Source organism: Ilumatobacter sp., from assembly GCF_039969435.1.
In the GTDB taxonomy this organism is placed as follows: Bacteria; Actinomycetota; Acidimicrobiia; order Acidimicrobiales; family Ilumatobacteraceae; genus Ilumatobacter_A.
This window is the reverse complement of sequence record NZ_JBDVNU010000009.1, coordinates 184,966-198,583: the sequence shown is the minus strand read 5'-3', so window position 1 is coordinate 198,583 and position 13,618 is coordinate 184,966. Positions and strand designations below refer to the sequence as shown.

General features: G+C 68.6%; 9 protein-coding genes. 3 read left to right on the top strand and 6 right to left on the bottom strand.

Annotation, left to right across the window (positions count from 1 at the left end; translation table 11 throughout):
* Positions 1-26 precede the first annotated feature (26 nt).
* The 3 genes from ABJK40_RS05090 to ABJK40_RS05080 are packed head-to-tail and all read right to left on the bottom strand — an operon-like array spanning position 27 to position 4,810.
* Positions 27-845, bottom strand: coding sequence for an HAD family hydrolase (locus ABJK40_RS05090; RefSeq protein WP_348510177.1), 819 nt, complete (start codon positions 843-845; stop codon positions 27-29).
* A 57-nt stretch (positions 846-902) separates the two neighbouring features.
* Positions 903-1,679: a hypothetical protein gene (locus ABJK40_RS05085; RefSeq protein WP_348478436.1), complete on the bottom strand. Its 777-nt coding sequence runs from the start codon at positions 1,677-1,679 to the stop codon at positions 903-905.
* The gene (locus tag ABJK40_RS05080; RefSeq protein ID WP_348478438.1) at positions 1,676-4,810 is read right to left on the bottom strand and encodes a DEAD/DEAH box helicase; all 3,135 of its coding nucleotides are present in this window, start codon (positions 4,808-4,810) and stop codon (positions 1,676-1,678) included. Before ABJK40_RS05080 ends, ABJK40_RS05085 begins: the two co-directional genes overlap by 4 nt.
* Positions 4,811-4,941: 131 nt before the next feature.
* On the opposite strand from ABJK40_RS05080, the gene ABJK40_RS05075 reads away from it, so the two are divergent.
* Positions 4,942-5,709, top strand: a complete 768-nt coding sequence (locus tag ABJK40_RS05075) for a class I SAM-dependent methyltransferase (RefSeq protein ID WP_348510176.1) — start codon at positions 4,942-4,944, stop codon at positions 5,707-5,709.
* Between the two features lie 62 nt (positions 5,710-5,771).
* Entirely contained in the window at positions 5,772-6,629 is an 858-nt protein-coding gene (locus ABJK40_RS05070; RefSeq protein ID WP_348478441.1) for a DUF3445 domain-containing protein, read from the top strand.
* A gap of 3 nt (positions 6,630-6,632) precedes the next feature.
* Here ABJK40_RS05070 and ABJK40_RS05065 read toward each other — a convergent pair whose 3' ends face one another.
* Entirely contained in the window at positions 6,633-7,664 is a 1,032-nt protein-coding gene (locus ABJK40_RS05065) for an LLM class flavin-dependent oxidoreductase (RefSeq protein WP_348478442.1), read from the bottom strand.
* Between the two features lie 192 nt (positions 7,665-7,856).
* On the opposite strand from ABJK40_RS05065, the gene ABJK40_RS05060 reads away from it, so the two are divergent.
* A complete protein-coding gene (locus ABJK40_RS05060) occupies positions 7,857-10,364 on the top strand; it encodes an AAA family ATPase (protein ID WP_348510175.1) in 2,508 nt (835 codons plus the stop codon).
* On the opposite strand, the gene ABJK40_RS05055 is transcribed toward ABJK40_RS05060, so the two are convergent.
* Both ABJK40_RS05055 and ABJK40_RS05050 read right to left on the bottom strand, forming a co-directional pair.
* On the bottom strand, positions 10,330-12,621 hold the full coding sequence (locus ABJK40_RS05055; RefSeq protein ID WP_348478445.1) for a transketolase C-terminal domain-containing protein: 2,292 nt from the start codon (positions 12,619-12,621) through the stop codon (positions 10,330-10,332). The two genes, ABJK40_RS05060 and ABJK40_RS05055, sit on opposite strands and share 35 nt — an antisense overlap.
* On the bottom strand, positions 12,618-13,547 hold the full coding sequence (locus ABJK40_RS05050) for a MurR/RpiR family transcriptional regulator (RefSeq protein WP_348478446.1): 930 nt from the start codon (positions 13,545-13,547) through the stop codon (positions 12,618-12,620). The genes ABJK40_RS05055 and ABJK40_RS05050 overlap by 4 nt, the downstream gene beginning before the upstream one ends.
* Positions 13,548-13,618 lie beyond the last annotated feature (71 nt).

Sequence of the window (13,618 nt, the reverse complement as noted above, 5' to 3'; positions counted from 1 at the left end):
CCGTTCGGGCCTGGCCGGCCGAACGGTCAGCGCCCGAGCAGGGATTCGAGGTAGATCGCCACGCCGTCCTCGGCGTGGTGACCGATCACCTCGTCGGCGATCTGTCGGATCCGATCGGCCGCGTTGCCCATCGCGACACCCCGACCGGCCCACTCGAGCATCGTGAGGTCGTTCCACTCGTCACCGATCGCGATCACGTCGGCCGCCGTCACGCCCAGGTGATCGCACAGCCATCGCAGGCCCGTGCACTTGTCGGCGTCGGCGGGTCCGATCTCGACGGCGTCGGCTCCCATGTGGCTGACCAGCAGCTCGCTCGACGTGGTGCCGCCGATCAGGTTCGGCACGGTGGCCAGGAGCTCGTGGACCGAACGTGAGGCGTGGAACGCCATCAGCTTGAAGGCCTGGGTGCCGCCGAGCACGGTCACGTCGGGGACCGGATCGTCGTGGACGGCGGCGGGCATCCGATCAGCGAAACCGGGCTCGTGGGCGAACCCGGCGTCGGTGGCGAGCGCGAACCCGTATCCGTCGTCGTGGTCGCGCAGGGTCGCGATGACGCCGACGGCGTCGTCGATGTCGAAGCCGATCAGATGCAACACGGTGGACTCGCCGCCGGCGGCGGCCGGGAACGTGGCGATGATCGAGCCGTTCCCTCCGACCACGTGGCGTACGGTGCCGGCGAGTGCCTCCGTGACGGCAACGGCCATGTGCGGAGGCCGACCGGTCGCCAGCACCACGACGAATCCGGCGTCGACCACCGCCTCGATCGCAGCGACCGCCCGGCCGCTGATCCGGCCGCGATGATCGAGCAGCGTCCCGTCGAGGTCCAGTGCGATCAGCTTCGCCACCGGCGGAGTCTCGCCGATCCTCACGCCGAACCGTCGCACTCTGCGTTCGTGCGTGGCTCAGTCCCAGTCGATGCGCAGGCTGCGGTACGCGTCGCGCAGGATCGACGCCAACTCCGGGCGTCGCGGGAGGCGCTCCTCGGCGCGTTCGAGGTGCGGGATCTCGGGGAGCGTCGCCCCCTCGGGGATCGAGAGCACGTCGGCCAGCGGATCGGCGATCGGATCACGCGTTCGTTCGGCGGCCTGCAGTCGACGTTCGGCCCGACCCTGTTCCATGCCGTCCCGCACCAGTTGCAGGTGACGGCGGCGCCCCGGGATGGAGTCGGAATCGTCGTCGTCCGTCGGGTCGTCGGGATCGAATCCGCTGACCGTGGACCGGCGGGTGCTGCGACCGTCGGTGTCGTCGCGACCGTCGGTGTCGCCTCGGTCGACCGCGTCGGCGGTCTCGTTGCCGCGCCACACGTCGAGGAGTTCGGGTTCCATCAGCAGTTCGTCGGCGAACGTGAACATCGTCGCCAGCACGTGCTTGCAGGCGTGGTTGCTCCAGTTGTCGTCGTCGGGGCAGTTGCACACGGCGTGGACGTCGCGACGCAACGGCATGCCGTTGCCCATCGACACTTCGAGCGACGCGATGTACGGCGTGGACCGCGAGCCCTGCACCTCGCAGGTGACCACGCCGGGCTCGACGATGATGTCGAGCACCGACCCGTCCTTCGCGTATTGCTTGCCGCGCCGAAGCCGCTGAGGGTCGCTCATCTCGGCGGCGAGCACCTTCATCATCGTCGACGGCAATCGACCCGGTTGCTGTGCTCCGAAGGGCTTGCGCGGTCGGCTCATCGGTCGAGCTCCAGGGTCACGAGGTCGCGGAGTTCGTCGGTCGACATCTCCGACATCCAGGCTTCGCTCTCCGCTCCCGAGCCGACGACCTGTGCGGCGAGCTTGCGCTTGTCATCGATGACCTGGCTGACCTTCTCCTCCACCGTGCCCTCGCACACCAACTTGTGGACGTTGACGGTCTGGGTCTGGCCGAGGCGCCAGGCGCGGTCGGTGGCCTGGTCCTCCACGGCCGGATTCCACCAGCGGTCGTAGTGGATGACCTGCGACGCCGCGGTGAGGTTCAACCCGGTCCCGCCCGCCTTCAGCGACACGAGCAGCAGCGGCGAGCCCGTCCCGTCCTGGAACCGGTCGACCATCACGTCGCGGCCGGTACGCGACACGCCGCCGTGGAGGAACGGGGCATCGAAGGAGAACTGTTCGGACACGTGACGCACGAGCAGGTCACCCATCTCGCGGAACTGGGTGAACACCAGGGCACGCTCTCCCTGGTCGAGCAGGTCGGTGACCAGCTCGTCGAATCGCGTCAGCTTGCCCGAGCGTCCGGCCAGACGCGAACCGTCCTTCAGTGCGTGCGCCGGGTGGTTGCAGATCTGCTTGAGGCGCATCAGTGCCGCCAGCACCAGGCCGCGGCGCCGCATGCCCTTGGCCTGCTCGGCGTCGACCAGGAGTTGGTCGACGACCTGCTGGTACAGCGTGGCCTGCTCCTTGGTGAGCTTGGCGTAGGCGATCTGCTCGATCTTGTCGGGCAGATCGGGCAGCAGCCGCTTGTCGGCCTTGGTCCGACGGAGGATGAACGGCGCCGTGATCCGGCGCAGACGTGCCGCTGCGTCGCCCGACGCTTCGGGGTCGGTGGCCCGCTCGATCGGCGAGGCGAAGTCCTTTCGGAATCTCTCGAGTCCGCCGAGGATGCCGGGGTTGACGGCGTCGAGGATGGCCCACAGTTCGCTCAACCGGTTCTCGACCGGCGTCCCGGTCAACGCGATCTTCTGGTCGGCCGACAGCCTGCGAACCGCCTTGGCCGCCTTGGTGTTCGGGTTCTTCACCATCTGCGCCTCGTCGAGCACGACGGTCGACCACTGGATCGAGGCGAGGTGCTCGAGATCGCGCGGCAGCAACCCGTAGGTGGTGACCACGATCTGCAGCGACGGGTCGACGTGGAACATCTCGTCCGACGCGAACGCGGTGCCGGTGTCGCCGTCGTCCCCCGCTGCGTCGCCGGCGATGGCAACCGACGAGGCCAGCGTCGCCAACTGCCGGTTGCGTTGTGCCCCGTGGTGGACGCTGACGTCGAGCTTCGGGGTGAAGCGTTCGGTCTCGGACCGCCAGTTGCGCACGACCGACAACGGGCACACGACGAGGTGCGGACCCGGACGTTCCACGAGGTGCGCGAGTGTGGTGGCGGTCTTGCCGAGACCCATGTCGTCGGCGAGGCAACCACCCAGCCCCAGCTTCGCGAGGAACTGCATCCAGGCGAGACCACGGCGCTGGTAGTGACGCAGTTCTCCGACGAACTCGCTCGACTCGTGCACCTCCTCCAAGCGTTCGTCGGGGAGGCCCTGGAGCAGGCTGCGCACCCAGTCGGTGTCGCTGATGGGCGCCATGTCGCCGCTCGACAACCCACCCGATCCAGTCGCGTCGTCCGCATCGAGGCCGATCTGGCGACCGTTCCATTCGTCGCCGGCTCCGTGGACGGTGATGGTCGTGCGTTCGCCGTCGGACTCGTCGTCGTTGGCCAGCTGCAGCAGTTGCAGCGGTGTGACCGTGCTGCGCGTCCGCTCGAGCTCGCGCAACTTGTCGCGCTTGCGTCGGAGTTCGTCGGCGTCGATGCGTACCCACCGGTCGCCGGTGTGCAGCAGCGTGGCCCCGGCCTCCTCGGCCCGGGCGAGTTCGGCGTCGGAGATCTCCTCGTCGCCCACGACGAGTTTCCACTCGACGAGTGCCTCCCGACCGAATTGCTTCTTGCGATCGTCCTGGGGTTGCGGTGTGGCCTCGCCCGCCACGCGCACGCGGTTCTGGATCAGACGTTCGGGGCCGATCAGTTCGACGCCGGCCTTGTCGAGCTCGAAGGGTGCGATGTCGATGAAGTCCTCGGCCGTGGCCAGGTCGAGTTCGATCAGTGACGGCTCGTGTTCGACCGCCCAGTCGGCCAGACCCGGCACGACCGGCGCGATGCGTGCGACGACGTCGTTCAACAACGCCACCAGTGTGGAGAGATGGCGCTCCTCACGGGCCACGTCGACGGCCTGTGCGTTGCGCTCCCACACGTCGGCCGCAGTGCACCAGCGCATCGAGTCGGTGTCGTCGACCAGTTCGAGGCGCACCTCCCACGGGTCGTGCGGGTCCTGGGACATGAGGAGCCGGATCCGCGGGATCACGACGGGTTCGCCGGACAGGCGTCGCCGATGACGATCGAGTTCGTCGCGCAGGTGGTCGAGAGCGACCGCGAACTCGTTGGTGCCGCCGCGCACCACGTGGTCGGGTTTGGCGAGGGCGCCGAACGTGGCGCGCATCACCTGTGTGGACGCCTTGCGACCTCGACCGATCTCGGCCTTCCATCCGCTCTGGGAGAGGTAGGAGCGTGCCACGCCGTCGACCATCAACTCGAAGATGCGTCGGACGTCGTGGCCCGATCCGGCGGTGCAGATGTGCGGTTTGGCGGCAGCGAGTCGCACGAGCAGATCCTCGATCTCGTCGTCGACCTCCGGCACCCAGCGGGCGACCGTGAACGGGCCCTCGTCGACGATGACCGGCGACATCCGGCCCGCCGACACCATCCGCCGGGCGAGTTCGGACACCCGTGCGAACCATGCGATCGACGGCGACAACTGGTCACGGTCGGCCGGCAGATCGGACAACCAGACCGCCGTGCCGAGTGGATCGAGTTGCACCGAGGCGGCGTGGAGCGCTGGTCGCTGAGGCAACTCGACGGTGACGCGGGCGATCGCGCCGTACGACACCGGCGAGTCGTGCCACCCGGTGCGGGTGCCGTCGGCACCCATCGTTCGGAACCCCGAATAGAGCCACGCCATGGCCGCCGTGTCGAATCCGTTCCAGCCCCACACGTGCAGCGCGCCGGATCGCCAGGTGCCCTGCGCCACGTGCGGTGGCCGGTGACGCGACTGGCGAATCATCAACCGGCCAACCTACCGAGGGGGTGTCGCAGAGATGATGCGGCGCTGCCGACCGGCCGGTGGTCGAACGGTGTTCGGATCACGCGAAAACGACGACGAAGCGGGGTCGGACGATCGTGCAGACTGCGATGATGGCCCCGGGTCCGATTGCGCCGTCCGACTTCTACACCGGCCTCGTCGCCGAGCTGTACCGACACCTTCGATCCGAGACGTTCGAGGCCGAGCCCTACGCCCGGTTCGTCGAACGGTCGGGCGAGCCGGCCCTCGAACTCGGTTGCGGCGATGGCGACCCGATGCTCGATCTGCTGTCCCGGGGTCTGGTGGTCGAGGGTCTCGACTCCTCGGCGGACATGCTCGACCGGTGTCGGAGCGCCGCTGCCGCGCGTGGCCTCGACGTCGTGTTGCATCACGCGACGTTCGAGGAGATGGACCTCGGTGAGAGGTACCGATCGATCTACCTCGCCGGTGCGACGTTCAATCTGCTGCCCGACGACGAGACGGCGGGGGCAGCCATGGGTCGGATCGCAGCGCACCTCCACCCGGATGGGTCGGCCCTGATCCCCCTGTTCGTTCCCCCAGCACCCACCGAGGCCGAGATCGGAAGCGTTCGTGAGCGCGTGACCCAAGATGGCGCCGTGATGCGGGTGACCGTCCTCGAGGTCGTCCGCGACGAGGTCGCCCGTGACCAGACGACCGAACTGCGTTACGAGTCGATCCGGGGCGGGGACCACCACGTCGTCGACCGGTCGTGGAGGCTGCACTGGTTCGAGCAGGATCGGTTCGCCGCCATGGTCGCCGACGCCGGACTCGTCACACGTTCGGTCCGCTCTGCGAACGGGGGGTCGGCGTCTCGCGACGACACGTCGTTCAGCTTCGTCGTCGGACCTGCTCCGACCTGAGACCCGGGCGCAACCCACAGGTCGTGTGTCGACGGATGGATCAACCGTTGTACGGTCGCTTCGTGCCGGTCGTCGAGTCCCTGCCCTACACGCCATGGCGTGAGCGAGGGTCCGTCGTCGGCGGCGACTTCCGCTGGCGCCTCGGCATCCGACCACTCGACCTGGATGATTGGATCGAGTTCGGAGTCGACTCCGACGGACCCGACGGGTGGTTGGCGGACAAGGCGCGCATCCTCGCCGACCATCACGAGACCGCCGTGGCGACGCTCGACGGCATCGAAGCGGAAGCCACCGAGGTCGCCGATGCGGTCGTTGCGCATCTCGCGGCCCACGAGCCGCACCGACCCCGTCACCTCGGCCCGTCGGTGCATCCGCTCGATGCCGCCGGCCGACTCGTGCCGGAGGACCTCGTGCTGATGGTCGAACGCGACGGGCGACTGGTCTTCGGTGGCGGCTCGGTGTGTTTCCCCAACCGATGGGACCTGCGCTCGAAGCTCGGACGCACGATGGCCGAGGTCCATGCCCCGGTCGCCGGGCTCAACGACCAACTGGAGGTGAACATCGACCAGTTCCTCGCACGCCTCCGACCCGACCGACCGTTCTGGCGTCTCGGGTGGGGCGTCATCGACGTGGCCGACGGCTACACCCCGACCGACGGCACGGCTCCGCCACGTCCGACCGTCCACGACCCGTCGGAGATGTTCGTCCGTGTGGAACGCGAGACCCTGCGCCGGTTCCCCGACACGGGCTGCGTCCTGTTCACCATCCGGACCTACGTGACGTCGCTGGGTTCGGTGACCGCCGATGGCGAGTCGGCTCACAACCTCGCCGCAGCCCTCGACGCCATGTCGCCCGCTGTCCTCTCCTACAAGGACCTTTCGGACCAGGCCGACGCGCTGGTCGAGCTGCTCGCTCGCTGACGGTCAGACGGCAACGGGGGTGCCGGCCAACTGGTGCGCGTCGGCGAGGAGATCGACCGACCGCAGGCGCTCCTCGATCGTGGCCGAGGCGTGGGCGGTGATCACCTCGTCGACCTGTGCAGCCGCTGCGAACTCGTGGACGTAGCGGGCCACGACGTCGGCCGTGCCGACCGCCGAGTAGTGCATCATCTGCGCCACCTGCTGGCCCTGCGGCGTGGTCATCAACTGGTCGATCTCGTCGTCGGACAGTTCCTGGCCTCGCCGGGCGAGGAACCGACCGACCCGCATGCGGCGCATCGCGACGAACTGGCGCTCGGCGTCGCCCTCGCTGTCGGACGCGATCACGTTCACCGCCGCCATCGCGTACGGCTCGGCGAGTTGCGCAGACGGTCGGAACTCGCTGCGGTACACGTCGATCGCCTGGAGCAGTGCACCCGGTGCGAAGTGCGAGGCGAACGCGTAGGGAAGCCCGAACATCGCAGCGAGACGCGCTCCGAACAGTGACGACCCGAGGATCCACAGCGGGACCTCGGTTCCCGCCCCCGGCACGGCTTCCACGCCTGCGACGCGGGACTCACCCGCGAGGTAGGCCTGCAGTTCGAGCACGTCCTCGGGGAACCGGTCGGAGGCGGCGGGGTCGCGGCGCATCGCCCGCACCGTGGTCTGGTCGCTCCCCGGCGCTCGACCCAGTCCGAGGTCGATCCGGCCCGGGTGCAGCGAGGCGAGCGTGCCGTACTGCTCGGCGATCGTGAGCGGGGAGTGGTTCGGCAGCATCACCCCGCCGGCGCCGAGACGGATGGTCGAGGTGTGGTTGGCGATGTGCGCGATGAGCACGCTCGGCGACGACGACGCGATGACCGACATGTTGTGGTGCTCGGCGTACCAGACCCTGCGGTAGCCGCGAGCCTCGGCACGCTGCGCGAGAGCCACGCTGTTGGCGAACGCATCGCCCGCGGTCTCGCCCGAACCGATGATCGCCAGGTCGAGCACCGACAGCGGCAGTGGTTCGGTCCGGGTGTCGGTCGCATCGGTCATGACGCATCTTGTACCGCCCACCTCCGTTCTCGCAACGCGTGAGGTCGTTGCGGCCCACGACCGCAAGATCCCCACGCGAACGGACGCACCCGCGCATCCGCTCGACGATGCTGATATACTCAGACTCAGGATTCATGAGTGGGTGTGGTGGATCGGCCAGACACCTGAGAGGATCGGACAGAGGAGCAACGCATGGCATTCGACCCGAAGAAGTGGACCATCAAGACCCAGGAGGCGTTCGCCGCCGCGATCGACGACGCGAAGGCGCGGTCGAACCCGGAGCTCACGCCCGACCACGTCCTCAGCGCGATGATGCGCCAGGAGGGCACGATCGTCCCGGCGATCCTCGCGAAGCTCGGTCTGGCGCCGTTGATGGTGCGCAACGACGTCGATGCGGCGGTCACGAAGCTCCCGAACGCATTCGGGGGCGACGAGCCCCGGATGTCCAAGGAGCTGAACAACAAGGTCGCCATGGCCGAGAAGACCATGCGCGACTTCAAGGACGAGTACCTGTCCGTCGAGCACCTGTTGCTGGCGATGAACGACCGCTTGGACGTGGGTTCCGAGGAGGTGATGCAGGCGATGCAGGCCGTGCGCGGTTCGCATCGCGTGACCGACCAGAATCCGGAGGAGAAGTTCGCCGCGCTCGAGAAGTACGGCCAGGACCTCACGGCGTTGGCGCTCGCCGGCAAGATCGACCCGGTGATCGGCCGCGACGAGGAGATCCGTCGTGCGATCCAGGTGTTGTCGCGGCGCACCAAGAACAACCCGGTGCTGATCGGTGAACCCGGCGTCGGAAAGACGGCGATCGTCGAGGGTCTCGCGGCGCGCATCGCCGACGGTGACGTGCCCGAGGGGCTGAAGCACAAGCGGCTGATCGCACTCGACATCGCGTCGATGCTCGCGGGTGCGAAGTACCGGGGTGAGTTCGAGGAGCGGCTCAAGGCAGTGCTCAAGGAGATCACCGACGCCGAGGGCGAGGTGATCACCTTCGTCGACGAGATCCACACGATCGTCGGTGCCGGTGGCGCCGAGGGGGCGATGGACGCCGGCAACATGATCAAGCCGATGCTCGCCCGTGGCGAACTGCGGATGATCGGTGCGACCACGCTCGACGAGTACCGCAAGTACGTCGAGAAGGATCCTGCGCTCGAGCGTCGCTTCCAGCAGGTCTACGTCGGTGAACCGAGCGTGGAGGACACGATCGGCATCCTGCGCGGCCTGAAGGAGAAGTACGAGGTGCACCACGGCGTGCGCATCCAGGACTCCGCGCTGATCAGTGCCGCCGTGCTGTCGGATCGTTACATCACGTCGCGGTTCCTGCCCGACAAGGCGATCGACCTGATGGACGAAGCCGCATCGAAGCTGCGCATCGAGATCGATTCGCTGCCCACCGAGATCGACGTCGTCCAGCGCCGCATCCTGCAGTTGGAGATCGAGCAGGTCGCACTGGAGAAGGAGAGCGACACCGCCTCGAAGGAGCGGCTCGACGCGCTGCACGACGAACTGGCGACCTTGAACGTCCAGGTCGGCGAGATGAAGCAGACGTGGGAGCGCGAGAAGCAGGCGATCGAAGCGATCCGCGAGACCAAGGAGGAACTCGAGGGTCTACGCGCCCACCTGGATCGCGAGTCCGACCTGGAGCTCGCCGCCGAGATCCGCTACGGCCGCATCCCGGAACTCGAACGACGGGTCGAAGACGCGACCACCCACCTCGCGGTGCTGCAGGAGTCGGGTGCGATGCTCAAGGAGGAGGTCGACGCCGAGGACATCGCCGAAGTCGTCGCGAAGGCGACCGGCGTGCCGTTGACACGTCTGATGGAGTCGGAGACCTCCAAGCTCGTCCACCTCGAGGAGCTTCTCCATCAGCGGGTGATCGGCCAGGAGGATGCCGTCGTGTCGGTCGCCAACGCGATCCGTCGCAGCCGCGCCGGGCTGTCCGACCCGGACCGTCCGATCGGTTCGTTCATGTTCCTCGGCCCCACCGGCGTGGGCAAGACCGAACTCGCCCGTGCGCTCGCCGAGTTCATGTTCGACGACGAGCGGGCGATGGTGCGCATCGACATGGGCGAGTACATGGAGAAGTTCTCCGTGTCCCGCCTGATCGGTGCGCCTCCTGGTTACGTCGGGTACGACGAAGGTGGTCAGCTCACCGAGGCCGTCCGCCGCCGCCCGTACTCGGTCGTGCTGCTCGACGAGATCGAGAAGGCCCACCCCGACGTGTTCAACACACTGCTCCAACTGCTCGACGACGGTCGCCTGACCGACGGACAGGGACGCACGGTGGACTTCACGAACGTGGTGTTGATCATGACGTCGAACCTGCCCGGCGACCCGGGTGAGTTCTTCAAGCCCGAGTTCATCAACCGGGTCGACGACATCATCCGCTTCCGCACGCTGACCGAGGTCGATCTGGAACACATCGTCGGAATCCAGCTGGACCGGCTGCACAAGCGACTCGAAGCGAAGCGGATCACGCTCGAGGTCGACGATTCGGCCATGGCGCAACTGGCTCGCGAGGGCTACGACCCGGCGTTCGGTGCCCGTCCGCTGAAGCGGATCATCCAGCGTGAGATCGGTGACCCCGCATCGCTCCTCATCCTCGACGGCAGCGTCGGCGAAGGAGGGACGATCGTGGTGACCGCCGGTGAGGACCGCCTGTCGGTCAGCGCCGTGGCCGCGTCTCCGGACGCAGGCTGATCCCGAGAGCGGCGGCGACGATGTCGTCCTCGCCGACCAGGACCAGGTGCGCGGCCGCCCCGAGCGGGATGAACGAGTCGGCGGCGGCCACCCGCCGGATCGACCCGCCGAATCCGGCGGCGACCAGTTCGGCCACGATGCCTTCGCCGACACCGCCGGAGCGGCGCGTCTCGTCGACGACCAGGACGCGCCCGGTCGCCTCGGCCTCGCGGAGCATGTCGTCGACCGGCATCGGTGCGATCCAGCGCAGGTCGACCACGCGCACCGAGAGGCCGTGGTCGCGTGCCAGCCGGCGCTGAGCGCGCAGCGACAGGTACGACCCGTTGCCGAACGTGATGATCGTGAGGTCACCGCTGTCGCCGCTCGTCGGATCGTGGTGTGTTCGGGCTCGACCGAGCGGCACCGGGGTGGGGTCGTATGTGGCGGTCCATCCGCCGTCGCCGGCAGCGTGGGGGTCGGCGGCATCCGGGTCGGTGTCCGGTGGGTCGGTGTCGTGCAGATCGACGTCGTGGTAGCGGGCGATCGGTTCGAGGAAGGCGCAGACCGCTCCGGTCGAGCGTGCGAGTTCGACGCAGGTGTACAGCATTCCCGCTGCGTCGGACGGGTGGCTCGGCGACGCGATGACCAGGCCGGGGATGTCGCGGAGCACGGCAACGGAGTTGTCGTTGTGGAAGTGCCCGCCGAATCCCTTCTGGTACGCGTACGACGCAATGCGCACCACCATCGGGTTCAGGAACTGGCGGTTCGAGAAGAACGCCTGCGTGGCCGCCTCGCCGCGCAGTTGGTCCTCCGCGTTGTGGAGGTAGGCGAGGTACTGGATCTCGGGGATCGGGAGGAGCCCGTCGAGCCCGGCGCCCAGCGCGAGACCGAGGATCGACTGCTCGTCGAGCAGCGTGTCGAACACGCGATCCGCTCCGATGCGCTGCTGCAGCCCGCGGGTCACGCCGTACACGCCCCCCTTCCGGCCGACGTCCTCGCCGAACAGGAGGGTGGTCGGATCGGACGCCAGGACGTCGCCCAGCGCCCGGTTGATCGTGCGTGCGAGCGTCAGTCGTTCACCGGTGCCGAGCGCGCCGTTCGTGGCCGCGAACGCCAGAGGGTCCGCCTGCGAGTTCGCGGTGGGTGGCGGGAGCGGCGACGCGGTCGTGAGGGTCGTGCGACGCAGCGGGGCCATGATCTCGTCGGCCGTGGTGAGTTCTGGCTCGTCTCGCAGTTCGAGAGCGAGGTCGCGGATCGTGCTCGTGAGGTCGAGGTACCACTCGACGAATTCGGTGCCGCTGCACACGTCGAGGTCGACGGCGAGTTGCAGTGCACCGAGCAGCGGGTCGCGATCCCGATCGGCGGCCAGCTCGGCCGGAGTGCGGTAGGCGGACTCGACGTCGGTGCCGGCGTGACCGAGATACCGCACCGCGTCGAGATGGACGAAACCGGGACGACCCGACGCCCGCACGTCGTCGACGAGGGAGGCGATGTCGTGCAGCGCGTTCGCCGGGTCGGCTCCGTCGACGCGGATCGATCGGACCCCGGCGCGGCCGGCCATCGAGTCGGCGACCCAGCCGGGCGGGCTGGCCACGCTCAAGCCGATGCCGTTGTCCTCGCAGACGAACACGATCGGGACCCGTCGGCCCGAGGCGGCGGCGTGGCCGGCCCAGTTGATGGCTCCCTGGGCCGTGGAGTGGTTGAGCGACGCGTCGCCAAAGCTGCACACGACCACCGAGTCGGGCGGCCAGCGGCGCGCCGTGGGCATCCCGTGAAGACCGATGCTGACAGCGAGCCCGACCGCTCGAGGGAGGTGCGAGGAGATGGTGGACGTCTGCGGGATGATCGACAGTGCGGCGTTGCCGAAGACCTTGTGACGGCCACCGGCGATCTGGTCGGTCGACTTGGCGAGCATGCCGCGCAGCACATCCACGACAGGGTCGCCCGACGCAGTGCCGCGTTGGCGGGCCTGCATCGATCGGGCCATGTAGAAGCCGCCGGACCGGTAGTGCAGCAGCGCCGGATCGCTCGGTCGCAGCGAGAGGGCGACCGCCGCGTTGGCCTCGTGACCCGCCGAGCCGATCGTGTAGTACCCGACGCCGTGCTCGGCCCGCAGCCATCGGGCGGTGTGGTCGACGATGCGGCTGGTCACCTCGGCTTCGAGGAGCGTCGCAGCGGTGAGGGCGTCGGTCGTGATCGCCCCACCCGTCCGCTTCGCGATGCCGGCGGCCCGCTCCAGCAGGGAGGTCTCGATCGGGTGGAGGCCGTGCGGCGTCATCGCGGTCTCCGGGAGGTCGTGTCCGCTCGGGGGTTCCTGGTCGTCGACGGCACGAACACACCGTCCTGGGCCCATCGTCGTTCCACGGCGACGAGGCGTTCGGCGGCATCGCCTCCGAGGCGAGCGGCGACGCGGGCGATGATCACCTCGGCGAGCGCGATCGTGGACGTCGCGCTGTCGAAGGGTCCGACCGACGGCACGACCACACCACACCACGCCGTGGCGACGTCGACCAGGGGGGAGAGTGGCCCGTCGGTCAGTGCGGTGACCAGCACCCCACGCTCGGCGAGGGCGCCGGCGAGATCCACGACGGCCTGTTCGTAGCGCGGGAAGTCGACGGCGACGGCGGCGTCGCGACCCGATGCATCGGCGATCGCCGCACCGGTGGACGGACCCGATCCGGTGAGGTGGACCACGCCAGGACGGAGCAGGGAGAGGTTCGTCGCGAGGAGGTGGGCGACCGGCGACGACGACTCCGACGCGACGATCCACACGCGGTCCTCGGCTCCTGCGATCGCGTCGACGACGGCGTCGATGCGGTCGTCGTCCAGGCGCTCGAACGTGGCGGCGATGGCGTCGGCCACCAGTGCGTGGTCGAGCGGCGCAGCACCGGAGGCGCTCGTGTCGTCGTCGACGGTTCCGCGCAACCGGTCGATCGGACGCCGGAGCCGATCGGTGAGTTCGCCGCGCACCCGGCCCTGGAGTTCTCCGAAGCCGGCGAACCCGAGACTCACCGCGAAGCGCACGACGGTCGGCCCGCTGGTGCCGACCGACTCGGCCAGCTCGGCCACGGTCGAGAACGCCCACGTGGTGGGATCGTCGACGAGCGAAGCGGCGAGGTCACGTTCGGCCGGGGTCAGCGCATCGCGTCGGCTGGCGATCCGGTCGTCGATCGCCTCGATCGATGGTCCCTGCGTCGGTGCCATGGAGCGCAACCTAACCCAACGGCACCGGACGGATCTACCGTTCGTTTCATCTGAGCGAAGTCTGTGTAATG

Excerpts from the sequence above, each read along its gene's own strand:
- ABJK40_RS05075 (WP_348510176.1), top strand. The coding sequence starts at position 4,942 with ATGGCCCCGGGTCCGATTGCGCCGTCCGACTTCTACACCGGCCTCGTC.
- ABJK40_RS05050 (WP_348478446.1), bottom strand. The coding sequence starts at position 13,547 with ATGGCACCGACGCAGGGACCATCGATCGAGGCGATCGACGACCGGATC.
- ABJK40_RS05060 (WP_348510175.1), top strand. The coding sequence starts at position 7,857 with ATGGCATTCGACCCGAAGAAGTGGACCATCAAGACCCAGGAGGCGTTC.
- ABJK40_RS05080 (WP_348478438.1), bottom strand. The coding sequence starts at position 4,810 with ATGATTCGCCAGTCGCGTCACCGGCCACCGCACGTGGCGCAGGGCACC.
- ABJK40_RS05065 (WP_348478442.1), bottom strand. The coding sequence starts at position 7,664 with ATGACCGATGCGACCGACACCCGGACCGAACCACTGCCGCTGTCGGTG.
- ABJK40_RS05055 (WP_348478445.1), bottom strand. The coding sequence starts at position 12,621 with ATGACGCCGCACGGCCTCCACCCGATCGAGACCTCCCTGCTGGAGCGG.
- ABJK40_RS05085 (WP_348478436.1), bottom strand. The coding sequence starts at position 1,679 with ATGAGCCGACCGCGCAAGCCCTTCGGAGCACAGCAACCGGGTCGATTG.